A 19,174-nucleotide genomic window follows, 5' to 3' on the forward strand; every position below is an offset into this window, starting at 1 on the left:
TATTCCACCCCCTTAATCGTTTTCATGCGCCTTGCAAACGGCTTCGTTAAACATGCCGATAAACTTGTCGTACAGGTTCTTTACGACTTCGGAATCTTCTTTTTCTTCCGCATTCGTAGCAATAAGCATTCTAAAATAGTCTTCCTGGGTATATTGCTTTGTGGATTCAACATTGTCATCAAAACGATTAGCCCCGCGCAAGACACCGCGCGAAATACGGTGACGCTTGACCACAAAATGCTTGCCAGCTTCTTCGGCTTCAAGAGCTTGATTCAGGCTTACAAAATCGCCCGTCGTCAACAGCAAATCAACATACGTTTCCATCGGATTTGCAACGAGTTCTTTTTCAAGATTTCGCAGACAACGCTTGAGCGTTTCAAGGTCGCCCTTGAACTGTTCAAAGCGCATCGCCTTCGGGACTTCCTCCTTTTCAACAACAGGCACCTCATTCGGTTTCACATCGACCGTAAGCACAACACGCTTGCAGTTAGATTCATCAAAGCCCATCGCGAACGGCGAGCCTGAATAGCGCACCTTCGGATTCTTGGCAACCATCGATGCGTAGTGAATATGTCCAAGCGCTACGTAATCAAGTTCACTCGGGAACGTAGAAACATCCACATTGCCAAGCGTTCCGATAACTTCGCGAACACCATCTTCCACAGAGTTTTCAGAAATTGTCGCATTTTCGTTCGCACCAGATCCAAGCTCATCGCTGTTACGGCCCGAGAGGTTCGAAGCGTACAGATGCCCAGTCGCGATAATCGGAATATTCCTTTCACCGCGCAATTCTACGGCATAGCGGTACACATCACCATAAAGGCGCTTCAGCAAGTCCTCATCAGACACATCATCCGCACCTTCGCCAGATTCACGCTCATCTGTCTTATAGAATTGCTCCAGCTCCAGATTGCGCATGAACGGCACAGCGCAGCAAATGCCGATTACATTTTCATCGCCATCCTTGAGTTCCACCACCAAATCTTCTACTTTACGCCCGTTTATCGAGCCCACCACCTTGATATTCAAAGCCTCAAGGACACCCGCAGGCGCATCAAGAAGCGCTCCCGAATCATGGTTACCGCCAACGACAACCACATTGGTGCAATTCGTTTTCAAGAGCGAAGCCAAGAACTTGTAATACTGCGTTTTCGCCACGTTAGAAGGGTTCACGATATCAAAGATATCGCCTGCAATGATCAGAGCCTGGGCTCCGACGCGTTCAATTTCACCTTTTAGCCATTTGAGGAATGCGGCCGCTTCTTCAGTGCGGTCAATGTCGTGCATCATATTGCCAAGATGCCAGTCTGCGGTATGGATAAATTTCATTGTTTAAAAACCTCTAATTCTATATCGTTTCAAATATAAAAAATGTAAATGTCTATTTATGACAAATCTAGAGCTTTCAGCTTGAAGGCATTTTATAATGCTGAAATGAAAGTTATGCGGGCGGGGCCCCAGCTCGGAGTTGACGCCTCCGGCGTCAGCGGCTTCACTCGGTTATGCCGGTCTGCTAGCAGCCCGTCGCAACACTCGTTTTGCACGCTACTGCGAAGATAATACCTTGGCCGACGCTTTATTCTCACAACACTATATTATAATCCTTAATAAGAAACACTTTACTCGCTATATTTATGACTACGTTTATAAATTATTCTATAAACAAGCCATATTCAGATACAATTCTTACTATAATTCGGTTATGGATTACGAATATAGTGTTATCGGTTCGGTTTATTGTAACGCGGAGGCGCTTGCATCGTTTTCTGATGCACCCGTTGAATACGCGCACGAGGGCTATATATTTTTGCTCCGCAAGTTTAGCGAACAGATAAGCGTTAGCCTGCGCGGCATCACCGACAGCAATTCAAAATGCGAATCCATCAGCATCCAGGAAATCTGCAAGAACATCCCGGAATCCATCATCACCGAAGTCTGCAAACAGCTTTCCGAAAAGTTCGCCTGTACCGTTTCTATGCACAAAGGATACGAAGTCTACGGAAACGCAAACGTCTTTAACGGCGGTTCCGACTACGAAGTTATCGAAGAAAAGTGGTTTACCGTCGAATTTGACAACGGCGTGCAAAAAACTATTTAAAGAACCTGGCGAGGGTAGCGCAGAGGACGTTTACATCCACGGGTTTTGCCACATGGTCGTTCATGCCCGATTCTAAAGCAGCGCGCTTGTCTTCTTCAAATGCGTTTGCGGTCATCGCAATAATCGGCACATTCGCCACTTCCCTGTTTTCTAGTTTACGAATCCGGCGGGTAGCCTCATAACCGTCAATACCCGGCATCTGGATATCCATCAAAATCGCATCGTACTTGACAGACGAATACTTGAGCTTTTCAACCGCCAAGTCGCCACGTTCCATCGCCGTCACTTCTATACCGCGGTCTTCCAGAATTTCTGTTGAAATTTCACGGTTCAGTTCGTTATCTTCAACAAGCATGACCTTGCGACCCGTAAAGTCATACGCTTGAGGCTGATTCGAAAGCGTCTTCAACGCAGAATCAGATTCCAGCGAAATTTCCGAAGAATTCCCACAGAACTTTTCGAGCATTCGCCTTAAATCCGAGGGGAACAAGGGCTTTGCAAAGAACGAGGTCACGCCCGCTTCAAGCGCTTCCTTTTCGATGTCGAGCCAGTCATAAGAGGTAAGCACCACAATCGGCGTTTTCGGCCCAAGCACCTTGCGGATCTTGCGCGAAATCTGAATGCCCCTCATCTCCTGCACATTCCAGTCAATCAAAATCAGCTGGTAATCATCTTTTGCTGTGCGGGATTTTTCAATGCATTCGAGAGCGCCAGCATCCGATGTACAGAAATCATAGCGCAAGCCTTCGCCTTTTAAAGACGCGTCAACGGTTCTGCAAATATTCGGGCGGTCATTGACGACGAGGCAATGTAAGCCCTTGAACTTTCCTGTACCAAGAGATACTTCAGAATCTTCGCAAAGCTTAAACTTGAACGTCATCAAGACTTCGGTGCCGAAATTTTCTTCACTCGAAACCTTAATCGTACCACCCATCATGTCAATAATATTCTTCGTGATGGACATGCCAAGGCCAGTTCCCTGGATACCGCTCACCGTCGAAGAATTCACGCGGGTAAACGGATCGAAAATCTGCTTCAGGAAAGCTTCGCTCATGCCGATGCCGTTGTCTTTCACCAAGAACTCATAAACGCCATAGCCTGTTTCAGCAGGCAATTCCTTGACATTCATCGTAATGAGTCCATTTTTCGGCGTGTACTTGATGGCATTGGAAACAACGTTTAAAAGCACCTGGTTCAAGCGCAACTTGTCGCAATAAATCATTTCATTATGAACGTTTTCAAGTTCCACAAAGAACTGTTGCTGACGAGACCGCACATCCGAAAGTACAATACCCTTGAGCATGTGTACAACATCCGAAAGTCGTTCCGGACGATTGGCAATATTCATCTTGCCCGATTCAATGCGACTCATATCAAGCACATCGTTAATAAGAGCAAGCAAGTGTTCCGAAGACTGCCCGATTTTCGAGAGGTAATCGGCAACCTGTTCCTTGTTGTCGATATGCTCTGCAGCAAGACCCGTAAATCCGATAATAGCGTTCATCGGCGTACGGATATCGTGGCTCATGTTGTTGAGGAATGTCGTCTTCGCACGGCTTGCAGAATTAGCCATCTGTAGCGCCCGTTCCAAAGCTTCCTGGTCTTTCTTCTGCTTGCGAGTTTCTTCGTCAACGCTATGGAAACCCGCCACAATCTGCACTGGGTTCGTTGCAGTCAGCACAAACTTGATTTGCCAATATTCAACATGTCCAAAGACATTCGCCTTGAAGTTCACGTAATAGGCGTTCTTGTTTTTGAGGTTTTCAAGAATAACCTCTCGACGAGTCATGGCAAAGAACGTTTCACGTTCTTCTTCACAAACAAACTTGTCCTTAATGACATTGAGGCGTTCACCAAAACCATGAATATCCGACCAATTCGGGACAATTCGCGTAAAGACATCCGTACAGCGGTACACGTTTTCATGCATGGAAACAGTATCAATATAGCACACCAAGTCAAAGTCTTCGGCAAGGCCTTGAATCACCGCCTGCTGCTGGATTTCCTTGCGGAGCACGTCATCCTTGTCGGCAAAACCAAGCGCCGCAAATTTCGGATGGTCCGAATCACCCACCTTCACGAGCTTCATCTCGCAATAGCGATTGAGGAAGTTCACGTACATCGTGTTAAAGCTTTTCTGGGTGGCAAGCTGCTCGCGGATATTCTTGAGAGAACCCGCCTGGAGCATGCGATTCTTATAGATGCCGCTCACAAACTTGTCGACATAGACAGAGTACGCTGCCGAATACTTGACGTTTCGTTTGAACGTTTCGCCAAACGAGTTTGCCGTTGCCTTGTTCATGGAATAAGGCGTAATTTCTTCGGTTTCAAGGTTGATGTAATACACCGACGTGTATTCAGACGAAAGCGCTTCGATAATGGAAATATTGCGTTCCAGTTCCTTTTTCTGTTCCGCAATTTTCTTGTTCAGCTGGATCTTTTCGGCACGCTTCTTGTCCACCGCGGCAAACGTCATAATCACAAGAGTCGCAACGCCATTGCGGCGTTCCACAACCTGCATCACAAAGCTTATCCACGGGTTCTTGAAAATCGAAGCCTTAAAGAGCAATTCGCGACGGTCATCGTAAGCAAGGAGACGCTGGATATACTGCGGGCTTGCAAGGCGCATCCATTCTTCCTTGTATTCGCTATCGACAATCTGCACCATTCGGCTAGCGCGATAAGAACATGTATTGCGCTCTTGCTCGTTGCCAAAATCAACTTTATTCGATGGCAAAATTTCACGAGCCGTATCGTTTGACAAGTCGCAAAGGAGAATCGCCTCGTACTCCGCCATAATCTTGTCATGCACAAAGCGGGTACTCACTTCGTTGTCGCGGTTCGCAAACGCCACCACCATTGCGGTCGGTTCCTCGTTTTCGGCGTCAACCTTCACAAGCTTCATTTCGCTATAGCGGATTTGGCCCGCAACATTTGAACGGAAAAGAGTCACAAAGCTCTTATTTTTCCGGAGCGCCGCCTTGATATTGTCAAGGTTTCCAGCCTCAAGCATTTTTTCTCTATCCGCATCATAGACAAATTCATTAACAAACTTTAAGAAAGCATCGTTATAGTTGGTCTTGTCCTTGAGCATGGCCTGATAATAGTGTTCCGACATTTCGTTCATGGAATACGGAATCACTTCATCGGTCAAGAGATTAACGTACATTACCGACGAATATTCAGACGCAAGCACGTCAATAATCGAGAGGTTGATTTCCAGCTCCTTTTTCTGCTGCACAAGCTTTTCGTTCAAGCTGAGCTTTTCGGACTGGTCCCTATCCACAACCGTAGCCGTCATGACAAGCGTTACCGGGACACCGTCAATCCTATCCAGGACACGAAACACGTTGCGGCACCAAAAATATGAGCCGTCACCCGTCAAATGCTTGAAAACAATTTCCCGGCTATCTGTAGTCGCAAAAATACGTTTCAAGTTTTCAATACTTCCAAACTCATTCCACTGTTCTCTGAATTCCTCATGAACAAATGCAGACGCGTTCTTGAAGCCGACTTCAAAAGGAATAATATCCTTTTCTTTTACGCCATTGTAATACTTTGACCTGCGAATAACCTGTATGATATTCTCTTCCAGGTTGATAAGGTCAATGCTTGCAAATTCTTCACTGACTTTTTCGTTGATTTTTTTATTGATGACTTCATCGTTCTTGTTGACAAAGCCCACCAAAAATTCATTATCGTCACCGATATCAAAACGCATCACGCGCGCTTCGTACCAGCGGGCATAACCAAGAGCAATATCACGGAACAGGTAGCGAAAATTACGCTCGCGAGAAAGGCGGTCAAGGACATTGTTTATGTCAAGGCCTTTCATCATCATCTCCCGATCAGCGGGATGAATGACGTCCATGACAACAAGCCCACCTATTCCATTGAGCTTGCCCTCGGCCGGAAAAAGACCTTTGAGTTCGTCCTTGCAATACAAAGTCCTGAACGTGCTCTTTGTCGGGTTGAAGACAAAAACGGACTCCACCTTTTCGCCAAACTTCATGACGATATTTTCGTTGAGGTGGCGTTCAAGTTCGTAACGCTGCTTGGAACGGATGTCGCGGTCCACATTGCGGAGTCGCATGACAAAGCCTTTCAGCTTGCCAGACTCATCGCGGTCTGCAAAGAAGTTCATCTGAAAATAGACTTCGGCACCATCCAGCTCACACCTGAACGGGACAATGTACGGCGATGAATTTTCAAGATTTTGAACAATCACTTCGCGGCGGGTTCTTTCACAAAAGTCCTCGCGATCTTCGGAGCAGACAAAATTTCCGCAAATCAGGCTAAAGCGCTTACGGAGATTGCGCTCTCCACGGAGAGCGGGTACACGGGCAACCAAGAACTGGCTCGCATGGAAAATATCAACGTCATCGTCATCTGGGCTTTTCGACAAATCCACGTAGCAGACGCAATCGAATTCATCAGCAATCGAATCAATGATTGCATTGCTTTTTTCAATCCATGACTGTTGGTTTACATCTTTTTTAAGCATTCAAGCCCCGTCCTCATTAAATATATGAAAAATCCCAAAAACGCAAAGATTAATCGTAAAAACATGAGACAAGCGTCACAAAAACGCTGTTTTTTCAAAAAAAATCAATTTTTTTCACATTCAAGGCTGTCAATGCCTAAATTTGACAGCTACGAAAGATATATTGTAGCCATGCTATATTTAAAATTCGCGCTTAATCTCGAAAATCTCGCCGATAAAATGATCGACGCCGTGTCCGATGCCTGGACAAACCCGTTTGAAGCACCAGCTGTAATCTTCCCGGACCCGAAACTGGAACAGTGGTTCCGCCTGAAATGGGTGCAGAAAAAGAAATCGCTCATCGGGTTCAAATCCATGATGATCGACCGTTTCCTCATGGAAATCCTCATCGGCGACGACACGCATAAGCAAAAATTGCACGCCGAAATGCTCCGAAACGTAATCCTCGCCCACCTCGTCAAGGAAACGGACGGAGTCCCGAACTATATGCGCATGGACGACGAAGTCAAGCGCTACCTAGTTATTGACAGAACACTCGACGAAACGCACCTTTTTGACTTTGCGAGCAAAATGGCATCGCTGTTCCTGGAATACGAGACAAGCCGCCCCAAGGATTTCATCCGCCGTGCCGACGGAAGTTCCGCCCCCGGTATCCTTGAAAAATGGAAGCAAGATCACCTTGACGACTTTTTTGGAATAGCAAACCACGACATCGCAAAGCGCGAAGCCTGGCAGCGCGAACTTTATTCCGCCATTTTCCACGAACACCAAGGTAAACCTTCATTATTGACGGAGGTCTTTGAAAACGAAGCAAAGCGCAAGGGGATTGAACGCACGGAATACTTGACGATTCCCTACCTATATAAGGCATGCCAAGATGATAAAGGCAATGTCACATTCCACACGGAACACATTGGCAACACTCCGCTATTTATTTTCGGCCTTGGCGGTATGGGCCAGTTCTATCGCGTGATTTTGCAGAAATACGCCGAAACGCACGACGTTTACGCTTACATCCAAAACCCGTGCATGGAATTCTGGGAAGACACATCGACTGTACACGACCAGAACGCCAACATCCACAGGAACTGGAAATCGCGCGACGGGCAATGGAAAGACAACGGCACAAGCCTTGACGACGTTCGCGAAAAGATGTCCGTTGACTATTCCAACGCAGGCGAAAGCACGGACGTTGACGACATTTCCGAATACAGCAACGAAGAAGCGGAAGCCGAAAACACGCTGCTCTGCAACTGGGGCCGTTCCGGCCGCGACAACATCAAGCTTTGGTGCCAAGCGGTCAATTACGATTTTGATTTCAGCATGAGCGGCCGTGAAGACGACAACCGCACCGCCCAAGATCTTCCGCAAGACACGCTTTTGCACAAGGTGCAGTACGCGATTGCAAACCGAATCAACACGCTGCCAAACTTTACCGCAAGCGATTGCAAGGCGCGCGACTTTAGCCTTGACATCACCGCGGCACCGACCAAGATTCGTGAAATTGAAGCATTGCACACGAATATCAGCAAGCTCATGCAAAAGGGCGCACGAGTGAACGACATTCTCGTCGTGTCGCCCGCCCTGGACGATTACCGCACCGCCATCAAGACGATTTTCGACCAGACACCTGAAAAGAAAAAATATGCCGGAGAAAACGAAAAAGAAGGCTTCTTGCACATTCCATTTGCCATCGTTGACTCCCCTGCCAGAAGCTCACTGACCGAAAACGTTCTAGACAACCTGTTTACGATTCTTGAACAGGGAACCATCACACGCCCGACGTTCTTTGAATTGCTGCGCAACCCCGTCGTACAGCTGACACGCCACATTACCGATGAAGATGTCAGCAATTGGGAAAGCTGGATTGAAGCGACAAACATCTACCGCGACCGCGAGCAGAAAAAAGAAGACTGGATGAGCGGCGTACGCCGACTTCTCCTCGCCAAGATGACAAAGAATCCTGTTGAATTTTCTGACGGTGAATTTCTGCCATACGCCGACATGGCGACAAGCGACAACAGTTCCCTTTGCAAGTTTGTAGAATGCATTGAATCGCTCAAGAAGTGGATGGAATTTGCAGGTTGCAAGCAGAACGTAAAACACGAAATTGTTTGCGAAAATCGCATAGAAAACCTCGACAAGCTTTGCGATTTCATCAACGAATGGCTATCAATGGCAAGCTCTCCTGACGGATTTGCCAGCGAAAGAATCATCGTCAACGATGTCACGCAGAGCATCGAAGGTCTCCGCAACCAGATGGACGCTGGGCTACAAAGTATTTCATGGAAGGTAGTCAAGCAGACGCTCCTCAACGCTGCGCAATCATCCGCCTACAGTTGCGGCTCGCTGTTCGTCAATGGCATCACGTTCATGAACTTCATCCCGAACCGAATCATCCCTGTAAAGCACCTGTTCTTTATCGGTGGCGACTCCATGAACTTCCCTGGAGCAAAGCAGCAGAATACGCTTGACCTTCGCAAGTCTTGCCGACCGTGGCCGGGCGACGACTCGCCTATCGCCAAGCGCCGCTACGCGTTCCTCTGCCAGCTCATGAGCACAAGCGAAAGTTTCCACATCAGCTACGTGAATCAGGACATCCGCAAAGATGCCGAACTTTATCCGACCTCGGTCGTGAATGACATCCGAAAGTTCCTAGTCAATGCAGTCAACAGCAAAACTGATGTTTCCAACGAAAAAGTCAGCCAGTCCGACGCCTGGCCCGAAAACAAAATTTCGCTCGATGAGACCCGCAGTTTTGAAGACTTGTTCACGCAAAAAAGCCTCCGCAACAAGCGTGCATTTCTCAACATGATGCAAGACGGATACGCCCATGCGAATCCGGAAACAGATGCCATAGAATCCGCAAGTAATAACATTACGGCAAAGCTCCCTGATCGCGTTTCAATCTACATGCTGAGCTCATTCCTGAAGGATCCGTTCCAGTTCCGTATCAGCCAGATGCTCGCCGACTCCGATTCAGAAGACCCAGAAAAGGAAATGTTCGAGCCCGTCCAGCTGGATGCCTTGAAAAAGAGTACACTACTCAAAATGACGCTCGCCGCAGAACTTTCAAACAAGTCCGACGAACTTGAAAAGTTCAAAAAGGAATCCAAGTTGAAAGGCGGAACACCCGACGGAATCTTTGGTGACAAGCTCTCTTCCGAAATTGAAGAGAACAAGAAAATCATTATGGACAACATGGGCGAAGCCCTTGTCAAAAAAATCAAGGAATCCTGGTGCTACCAAGCCAAAATTGAGGACATCCAGTTTGAACGTAGTGATTCGGAAAAATGGACCCTTTCGGGCTCGCTGGACTGGAGCGACAGCAGTGACCTTGGCAAGATTACCGAGATGATTTCAATTACGTCGTCCAATAAAAAACCGACCATTGACAATTTCCTTACCCCTTACATCAGGGCTCTCGCAGTTATCGCCCAACGATCAAATAAAGCCGAAATGGCAGAACAGGAACAAAGCATCAAGATTTCTGTTTTCCACAGTGAAAAGGGGAAAGACCCGACAACATCCACCGTCAAGATGACTCCAAAAAAGGCCACCGAGACTTTGCAGGAAATCTACACAGAAGCATTCGGCAGCGAAACGAGAAAACCTTACTTCAAGGCGGTTCCCGCAAAATTAACCGACACAAACATGGACACGATCCGTACATACAAGGACAAACTTATCAACGGACCTTGGGAACACTTTGAAAAGAAAAAGCTATTTGACCCCACCACCGATGTAGGCTTCGAAGCTGACGATTTTACAAAACAGTGGGAAGAGGCGATAAAGATGATGAACGCCCTCACGCTTTTGTCAAAGGAAGCCTTTGAAAAAACAAAAAGCAAAAAAGAAAGCACAACCAGCAAGACAAGCAAGACTACGAAAAAGAAGGCATAACTATGGAAAATTTCAGTCTTAACAAATTCGACCCATCCCAAAGCCTCTTCATCGAAGCCTCGGCTGGCACGGGCAAGACATATACCATCCAGTTGATGGTTTCCAAGCTCATAAAGCTTGGCACACCGCTCAAAAAAATCCTGATTGTCACGTACACCGAAAAAGCGGCCGGAGAACTCAAAGACCGTATTCGTAAAAAAATAGACGAAGTCCTCATAAACCGAAAAATTGACAAAAGCGATGATTCCGAGGAGCCGCTCAGCGACGCAAAAATCGCGCTGTTCACGAAAGCCTACCAGGATGTCGACAATGCCGCCATTTTCACCATCCATTCCTTCTGCCAAAAGGCGCTCAAGGAATTCGCCTACGATGCAGGCCGTCCATTTAACATGTCCATGATAGACGACAAGGAAGTTAATGACCTCATTGAAAAGTTCATTCGTGACAACTGGAGTGAAGACGAGGAATTCAAAGCATTGTTGGTCAATGCAGAAAAGACATCTTCTTTAATAAATAAGTTAAAGGACTTATTCACCAAAGCCATCAACGTCTACAAAGGCAAGAATGACAATGGAGAAGAAATCATCAAGCTTGAATCCCCAAGCATAGAATGGGGCGAGGACTGCATCAGCAAAGAAGAGGCAGAAGCACTTTTAGAAAAAGATATTGTTGATTTTGAAAGTCTGAAAAAATTTAAAAAGTTCTATAGCAACGTCCAAATTCTTGAAAAGGACGAGAACAAGGACAAGATATACTATTCCGAAGAAATCTCAAGTGGTGAAAAAGCGATTTCCGATTTGCTCAACACCATTCATACTTGGGATTCATCCACCAAAAACCCATTCACTCCAACAAAAATAGGGAAAAACATTACCGATGTTCCCAATGATGAATTTGGAAACGCTTTAAAGTACGTCCACGAAAGAATTTCAAAACTGAGCAAGATCAAAGAAGCGCTCCAGGAAGAGCTCGACTCCTACCCGCTGAAGAAATTCCTTTTTGACCACATACCCGAACTATTTGACGAATGGCAAAAATACAAGACCGATATGAAAGCACAGTCGTTCAACGACATGATTCTCTCGGTCCATCAAGCCGTACTTGATAAAAGCAAGGGGGAATCCCCACTCAAGACAAGACTTCGCGCGCAATACACCTACGCCATTATTGATGAATTCCAAGACACGAACCAGCTGCAATGGGATATTTTCAGCGCCGTCTTTGACAAGATTTTTGTCGTGGGCGACCCGAAACAGTCCATTTACAGTTTCCAGGGCGCCGATGTGAACGTCTACCAGAAGGCGATTCAAAAAATCAACAACGGCATGTCTTTAAAGACAAACTTCAGATCGACAAAAGGCATCATTGATGGATGCAATGATCTTTTCAACGACAGCTTTTTCAAGCCCTACGAAGGTTCACCCAAGCTCGTTGATTTTGAAAGTTCACTCTCACCAGATAAAGAAGGCCAGGTCAAGGCGTTGCCACAAATCAACGGCAAAGAAGTCGCCCCAATTTGGATTAGCCAACAAAATATCGATGAAATTGATTTCGCCCAGGCCACCGTCCAAAAAATTGTAGAATGGTGTTCCTTTGTTGGCGACAAGACCGTTTTGCAGGTCTTTGACAAAAAAGACTGCACCAAGCTCAGGAACGTTTCCTTCAAGGATTTTGCAGTACTCGCAAGAACTCGAAGCGAAATGGATGAAATCGAGGACGCCATGCGCGCAGCCGGCGTTCCATTCAGCCGCTACAAGGACAGCAATCTTTTCAGCAGCCGAGAATGCACCGAATGGATTGCGCTATTCAAAGCCATTGACGCGCCCGACTTTTCGGCATGGAACAGACGCCTCTTGAGCGAAGCCCTCATCACGGACTTCTTCAGAATTTCTTATCAAGAAATTGAATATGTCGAAAGCGAAGCGTTTGACGACCCCGAAAATCCAGTCCGTAAAAAAATCAATTCCTGGCATGAGCTCGTCCAAAAACGCCGCTACGCCGAAATGCTCGAACGTATTTACAGCGATACGCAAATCGAAGAACGACTGACAGAAATTTCCAAATTGCAGAACTTGGCAAAACTCCGCCAAATCGGCAACTACGCGGTTGAATATCTCTACAACCACAACTGTTCTATCGAAGATCTCGTACGCCACCTAGAAGCTCTTGCCAGCTACAACGCAGGCACCGATGACGAAGACGGCAACCTCATTGAAAAGAGTACCGACTATGATGCCGTACAAATCATGACAATTCACGCTTCGAAAGGTCTTGAATTCCCGATTGTCATTTCCGTTGCTGGTTTCAAGCAAAAAATCAAAACCGATTCCGGTCCATTCCTCTATCATGACAAAGACGAAATCCGGCTCGGTTTCGGAAGCATCGCCAAGAAACGTCGCGCTCAAGAAGAACTCGAAGAATGGAAACGACTCTTCTACGTTGACTTCACACGTGCATCGTCCATCTTGATTCTGCCACGATACGAAAAGTGGTACGGCAAAGACAATGTCAAGGAAGAATTCAAGTTCCTAGAAAGTTCCATAAACGAGCTCATCAAAGCTGACGAAAAACGCGATTCCGATAAAAAGCTGACGACCGTCTTGCCCAAGCTTGAAAAATGGGAACCGAAAAAACTCAGTGATGACGTCAAGACAAAAATTCTCAAGCCGCTCAACGAAAAATCTGGAGCAGGCGCGGTTTTGACGAGCGAAGAAATCGCTCAAAACATAGCCCAGCAAAAAATCAACATGGCAAGCTTGCAGAAAAAACTCGCAGGTGCAAGCATCATGCAGCATTCATACAGTACGCTTTCTGGAAAGGCGGATTCGCAAATTGAATCCGATGACGGCAATAGACCCGACCGAGACGATGAAGAAAAAACGGCAGCAAAAACATCCACCGTCAAAATTCGTGACATCGACACGGAAGCAAAAAACTGTACGACAGCATTCAACCCAAAGCTCAATTACCAGACGAACTTGAACGAAACTGCGAAAAAATTCCCGCGTGGTTCGCACGCCGGTAACGCGCTCCACCGCATTTTCGAAAACACCAAGTTCAAGCAGTTCGGCGAAGAAAACTCAACTTTTGAACAGGCTCTCGCCAACCCAAAGACGATCAACCTCATCGAAGAAGAGTTCAAGCGCGAATCGCTCCCCATCTGGAATCATCGCGAAGCTTGGCTTGACATCGCCACGCACTACACCTGGAACACGCTAAACGCAAGGTTGCCGGAAATCGCAGGCAGCACGACGACATCGGAGACATTCGCACTTACCGACATTCCCGAAAATGACCACATGCCAGAAGTACAGTTCAACCAGGACGCCTCCGAAGAGACCGACGAAAATCAAGCAATCTCTGAAACTAGCGCAAGCGACATCCTCAGGCGTTTCTGCAAGGGCTTCATAGACTTGCTATTCGTCCGCACCGTAAACAGTCAAAAGTACTACTCCATTCTCGACTGGAAATCGGACATGCTCGAAAACAACGTCTACACGCCCGAAGCGCTCAAAGAAAAAGTCGATAACGACTACTCCATCCAGCGCGTCCTTTACAGCTACTGCCTGATTCAATGGCTCAAGCAGTTCTACGGCAAAGGCACCACCGAGAATTTGAGCGAAGCTGAAATTTTTGAAAAACACTTTGGCGGCATCTATTACGCGTTCATCCGCGGCACCGAAGGTGGCACCCCCAAGGGCATTTACGCACAAACTTGGAACAGCTTCGGCGAACTTGAAAAGGCCTACCAAAAAGTTAAAGATCTCATGAGCAAGCCCTCCATCGTTAAGGAGGAAAAATAATATGGAAAACAAAATACTCGCTATAGAATCAATTGACGATTTCATTGAAGACCTCATTGAAATGCGCGGGCTCGTTCCGCTTGACAAGCACTTGCTCCACCTGCTTTTTGAAATCAAGAGCGACATTCCACTCCATACACGAAAATTCCTGACGCTCTGTATGTCGCTCCTTGACGACGGCAACACACGCGTTCCGCTAGACGCAGCGCAGTTCACGGACATGTGGACCCGCAAATGGAACGGCCTCGTGATGCTCCGCGTCAGCACTGCCGAAGAAGATATTGACGAAAACGCCTTTGCAACCGCAGACGATTTTGCAAGCATCATCAGCGAAGGCATTCAAGACATCTTGACTAACGACTTTTCCGCCATCATGGAAAGCCGCGAGACCGACACAGAATCCGCCGAAGACTCCTTGAGCAAGCCGTTCATTCTCGCCAAGCGCCCGAACGGAACACACCTCTATTTCACTAAGCACTTTGACGCCAAATGCGTGATTGAAAAAGCGGCGAATATTTTGTTCAAAAACGGTCGCAAGCCAAGCAAAGACGAAATTGCGCAGTGTACTGAAAAAGTAGCCAATATGTGCAAGCTTAAAGACGGCAAAAAGTTCATCATCAAGGAACGCCAAGCCGAAGCCATCATCCGCGGACAAACAGAAAACCTCGTCGTTACAGGTGGCCCGGGTACCGGCAAGACAACCGTCGTTCTCTACATTCTGTGGAACCTGCTCGCAAGCCATAGCGAAATGCTTGACTGGAACATCTATCTTGCAGCTCCGAGCGGCAAGGCAGCCGACCGCATGCGCGAAAGCCTTGTCGGTGGTCTCTCAAATATTCTTGACGAACAAAAGACCGGCGATAACGAGCGTATTTTCCGCAAGCTGAACGAACTCGAAAGCAGCACCATCCACCGTCTGCTCCGATTCTCTAGAAGCAAAGGTTGCTTCACTTTCAACCGCAAAGAACAATTCCCAAAGAATTCAATCTTCGTCATTGACGAAGCGAGCATGATTGACATCGAAATGTTCGCGGCCCTCCTTGAAGCCATTCCCGAAGGCGCACGCATATTCATCCTCGGTGATTCATTCCAGCTCCCTTCTGTTGATTCCGGCGCCGTCCTCGGCGAAATCTTGAAAGTGCAATCCGGCAAGAATTTTTCCGTCAAGCTCAACGAATCCAACCGCTTTGACGACCGTTCAAACATCGGTAAACTCGCTGCAGAAATCAAGGAAGTTGCCGAATGCAATGACAGCAACAAGTTCGTCCCTCACAAATTTACCATTACCGGCGAAGAACCCGTTTCCGAAAATGAAAACACTTCGTTCCCAGAATTCAAGGATAAAGTTCTTTACAAATGTCTTGAAACAGACGACAAGCCGCTTACAAAAAAAGAAGAGGAAAAGCTCATCGAATCGTTCATTGGCAAATGGTCTGAAGAATTCGCTAAGCTCCCCGAACTCGCCGAGCAAATCAACCCGCAACGCACCGGCATTGAAGCAGATGACCCCGATAAAATTGAAACAAAACGTCGCAATGACATTTGGCGACTTTCGTTGACAAAACGAATCCTCTGCGCCGAACGTCGTGGCCTCCGAGGCATTGAAAACATCAATAAAAAAGTTTGTTCTAAAATCAAGAGCCTCTGGCGCACCAAAAAGAAAAAAGAAGGCAAAACAGTCCAATGGGACGACTCCGGTTACTTCCCCGGACAGCTCCTGATTATCACCAAGAACCAGGAAATGTTCAAACTCTACAACGGCGACACGGGAATCGTCGTCTTTGACGGCAACACCCCCTGCCTCATGCTCAAAAAAGCGGCTCCGCATAGAAAGGATCTCCAAAAGACCCGCGACGACTATGTATTCTACCCCCTCTCGGTCCTCCCCGAAGATTCCATCTCAACAGCGTTTGCCATCACCATACACAAGTCACAAGGCTCCGAGTACAATCACGTGACCATGTTCCTGCCGACCAAAATCGGCCACCCCCTCCTCACCAACCAAATCATCTACACAGGCATCACCCGTGCCATGGAGAGCGTCACCATCATAGCAAACGATGACACATTCAGAGCCGCCGTCACCACCGTCAGCGAGCGCGATACGGGAATTTCGCTATAGTTTTACAATTCCTTGTACCCGCGCCCCCATTTCTGTGTATATTTAAGTAAGAAAAAAATAAAGGAAGAAAAATGGCAACAATCAAAGAACTCAAAGCAAATGGCGCCCCGCGTTTCAAAGTCCCGGGCAAAGAAGAAATCTACGACGCATTCGACCAGTTCCTCGCAGAGAACTTCCTCGGTGAAACCGTCGAAGCCATCCCCGCAGCACCGGCCAACGGCGAATTCGCTCCGCAGGCAGTCGCCCTCTACGCCATCGCCAACACCGGCAAAGGCAACGCAGGTCTCTGGAAAGCAGGCACCGGTACGTCCTCCAAGAACTGGGACCTCAGCTTTTTGCAGGGCATCCTGAACCAGTTCTCCACCCTCCCGGCAGCCACCCGCGGCAAGACCGTTTCCGAAATCAAGGAACAGCTCGAAGACTTCGCCTCCAAGAAGTTTGCAAAGAACCCCGCAAACGCCCGTAACGGACTTTTGCACCTCTGCAACCCGAACATCTATACCCCGATCTATTCTTTTGCAGACAAACTCGCCATCTGCAAGGAACAGTCCCGCCTGCTTGAAGACTTCAAGCTTTCCAAGCGCTGGGACAGCGGCCTCTTGAAGCTCAAGGTATTCCGCAAGGACGGTTACGTCGCCATCCAAACCGACGAACAGCTCTGCTGGATTTTTGACAAACTCTCGACCATGCACAAAATCGAAGACGAAGAATTCGAAGTCTTCATGAAGAACTACTTCACCGCTCCGAAAAAGAGCACCGCAAAGAAGAAGCAGTAATTAAATTTTCATACAGCACATCGCCCGCAATTACGCGGGCGATTTTTTGTATCGTTAAGCGATAACATTATTATTTTTTCACTACTATACATAAATAGACCTTATGTTTTTTCGCCTTTTTCATTGGTATATAGTGATTTAATTGAATTTTTTCAACATCATATTTCAGCCTTATTATTTAAATAAAGTATATTAATTCTAAAAAAGCTTCATTTCTACTATTTTCAGTATTTTAAAACATATGTCCTCAAATGATAAGAAATCAAATCCTTATCTCATTTACGCTCTTGACATCAACGGAAAACCAGTACACATCGATAGCGTACCGAATGGTTTTTCCTGCAATTGCAAATGTCCTCATTGCAGTGGTAAACTACAAGCTAAAAACGGAGGTACAGAAAGAGCCCATCATTTCGCTCATAATGATGGAGCCGATTGTAAAGGAGCGGTTGAATCAGCAATACATTGCTTGGCAAAAGAGATTTTAAAGGAATCTTTATGTGTTATGCTACCCAAGAATGCGGGTGAATTACAATTCAACAAAGTCGAAACAGAAAAGAACTTCCCTGAATTGAAGTTAAGACCTGATTGCGTTGGATATTATGGAGAAAAAACACTTTGGATTGAATTTAAACGAACTCATGAGGTTGACGTCCACAAAGCCGGCAAGATTATTTCCGCTCGCATAAATTGTATTGAAATAGATTTAAACAGTTGCGGTCAAGATAAAGAAAAATTGCGAGAATTTATCACACAAAGTTTTGAAAATCGAAAATGGATATATAGCAGGGAACACGGAGTGGGTTCATCGGAACATACCGTTTCTAATCGTAATTCTTCCCCAAAGGTTGATTCTGAGTTAGGATTAGTAAAATTAGACCGTCATTTTGCCATAGATGATAAGGGGAAATTAATTGATTTTAGAGAGCCCTCAGAATTTGACGCAAACAAGCACTCCTATTATTGTCCATGCTGCGGAAAAGAAGTTGTGTTGAAAGTTGACGATAACGGCAGCTACACATTTGATCATATAGAAGAAACAAACATTTGCAAAGATGAAATGTATTTAAGAAGTGCTGCTGTATCAGCCATCCAAAAGGCTTTTGAAAACTCAAAGAGTTTTATAATTCACCTTCCTCAATATCGTTCTTGCAAAAATGATAACAAATGTCCATATTATCAAGAGTGTCAAATCCCTACAACACAGCAATATGATTTAAAATCACATCATTTTGATAAATATACAAAGGATTACAAATTTAACGATGTTGCATACAGTACAGACTTAGTCCTATACAGAGAAAACATACAGAAGAACTCCATTGAAGTTCGTGTTAATACGGAAAATTTAGAATATGGACAGAATTCTCCACGTCGCACAATTGATATCACGATATACAATGAGAACGATGTACATCAATTAAAAAAAGGATTATCCGATTACAAGAATGTTCATTTCACGAACTTCGCTCCTTACGCAGAAAAAAAAGCGGAACCCACAGAAATCAACCATAACATTTGGAAATTCATTATTTACACAAGTGGAAAAATCTATATAGGTCCTGCCAGATGTACAGAATTATCAAATTCATTTAATAATTCAAACACAATAAAAGAAGGAGCATTCATAAGAACAAACAACATTAAAGAAGATATGTACATTTTTCTTCTATTGTACTACAAAAAACTGCAAAAAGATATTTGTCGCTGTCAATTATGTTGGTCTCTAAAAAAAACAAACGGCATTAATAACAATTACATTTGCACACGATACAAAACAAAAGGAACGCCCAAACATCCGCTGCAAGAAAAGAATCCTCCTAAAGAATGCCCTTATTTCAAAGCGGATTTCAACATTTTAAAGCGAGAAAAAGAATTGATAGAAAAAATGAAAATAGTGGAGTTTCAAAACATTCCGCAAAATAAATAAGAGCATCCCCTATTGCACTCGCCATTCCAATAATCTAT

Annotated in this window: 8 protein-coding genes; 6 read left to right on the forward strand and 2 right to left on the reverse strand. The window is 45.9% G+C overall.

The window, feature by feature from the left end; all coding sequences use genetic code 11:
* Window positions 1-12: 12 nt before the first annotated feature.
* Complete coding sequence (gene sbcD / locus FSU_RS07780) at window positions 13-1,329, reverse strand: exonuclease subunit SbcD (RefSeq protein WP_014545902.1); 1,317 nt, start codon at window positions 1,327-1,329, stop codon at window positions 13-15.
* Window positions 1,330-1,702: 373 nt separating this feature from the next.
* On the opposite strand from sbcD, the gene FSU_RS07785 reads away from it, so the two are divergent.
* Window positions 1,703-2,098 carry a hypothetical protein gene (locus FSU_RS07785; RefSeq protein WP_014545903.1) on the forward strand — a complete coding sequence of 132 codons (396 nt, stop codon included), beginning with the start codon at window positions 1,703-1,705 and terminating at the stop codon, window positions 2,096-2,098.
* Here the strand turns inward: FSU_RS07785 and FSU_RS07790 are convergent.
* Window positions 2,091-6,602 carry a response regulator gene (locus tag FSU_RS07790; protein ID WP_014545904.1) on the reverse strand — a complete coding sequence of 1,504 codons (4,512 nt, stop codon included), beginning with the start codon at window positions 6,600-6,602 and terminating at the stop codon, window positions 2,091-2,093. The two genes, FSU_RS07785 and FSU_RS07790, sit on opposite strands and share 8 nt — an antisense overlap.
* A 171-nt stretch (window positions 6,603-6,773) precedes the next feature.
* Here FSU_RS07790 and FSU_RS07795 point away from each other — a divergent pair, with 171 nt between their 5' ends.
* The 5 genes from FSU_RS07795 (at window position 6,774) to FSU_RS07815 (ending at window position 19,136) form a co-directional block, all read left to right on the forward strand.
* Window positions 6,774-10,505 (forward strand): exodeoxyribonuclease V subunit gamma, encoded by a 3,732-nt coding sequence (locus FSU_RS07795; RefSeq protein WP_157747941.1) that lies wholly within the window; start codon window positions 6,774-6,776, stop codon window positions 10,503-10,505.
* Window positions 10,506-10,507: 2 nt separating this feature from the next.
* Window positions 10,508-14,308 (forward strand): UvrD-helicase domain-containing protein, encoded by a 3,801-nt coding sequence (locus tag FSU_RS07800; protein WP_014545905.1) that lies wholly within the window; start codon window positions 10,508-10,510, stop codon window positions 14,306-14,308.
* Window position 14,309: 1 nt separating this feature from the next.
* Complete coding sequence (locus FSU_RS07805; protein WP_014545906.1) at window positions 14,310-16,430, forward strand: ATP-dependent DNA helicase; 2,121 nt, start codon at window positions 14,310-14,312, stop codon at window positions 16,428-16,430.
* Between the two features lie 71 nt (window positions 16,431-16,501).
* Window positions 16,502-17,206 carry a hypothetical protein gene (locus FSU_RS07810; protein ID WP_014545907.1) on the forward strand — a complete coding sequence of 235 codons (705 nt, stop codon included), beginning with the start codon at window positions 16,502-16,504 and terminating at the stop codon, window positions 17,204-17,206.
* Between the two features lie 241 nt (window positions 17,207-17,447).
* Window positions 17,448-19,136 (forward strand): competence protein CoiA family protein, encoded by a 1,689-nt coding sequence (locus FSU_RS07815; protein ID WP_014545908.1) that lies wholly within the window; start codon window positions 17,448-17,450, stop codon window positions 19,134-19,136.
* The last annotated feature ends 38 nt before the right edge of the window (window positions 19,137-19,174 follow it).

This window comes from Fibrobacter succinogenes subsp. succinogenes S85 (genome assembly GCF_000146505.1).
In the GTDB taxonomy this organism is placed as follows: Bacteria; Fibrobacterota; Fibrobacteria; order Fibrobacterales; family Fibrobacteraceae; genus Fibrobacter; species Fibrobacter succinogenes.

What these genes read in the sequence shown, in the direction of transcription:
- FSU_RS07785 (WP_014545903.1), top strand. Translation starts at nt 1,703, where the DNA reads ATGGATTACGAATATAGTGTTATCGGTTCGGTTTATTGTAACGCGGAG.
- sbcD (WP_014545902.1), bottom strand. Translation starts at nt 1,329, where the DNA reads ATGAAATTTATCCATACCGCAGACTGGCATCTTGGCAATATGATGCAC.
- FSU_RS07800 (WP_014545905.1), top strand. Translation starts at nt 10,508, where the DNA reads ATGGAAAATTTCAGTCTTAACAAATTCGACCCATCCCAAAGCCTCTTC.
- FSU_RS07795 (WP_157747941.1), top strand. Translation starts at nt 6,774, where the DNA reads ATGCTATATTTAAAATTCGCGCTTAATCTCGAAAATCTCGCCGATAAA.
- FSU_RS07805 (WP_014545906.1), top strand. Translation starts at nt 14,310, where the DNA reads ATGGAAAACAAAATACTCGCTATAGAATCAATTGACGATTTCATTGAA.
- FSU_RS07815 (WP_014545908.1), top strand. Translation starts at nt 17,448, where the DNA reads ATGTCCTCAAATGATAAGAAATCAAATCCTTATCTCATTTACGCTCTT.
- FSU_RS07790 (WP_014545904.1), bottom strand. Translation starts at nt 6,602, where the DNA reads ATGCTTAAAAAAGATGTAAACCAACAGTCATGGATTGAAAAAAGCAAT.
- FSU_RS07810 (WP_014545907.1), top strand. Translation starts at nt 16,502, where the DNA reads ATGGCAACAATCAAAGAACTCAAAGCAAATGGCGCCCCGCGTTTCAAA.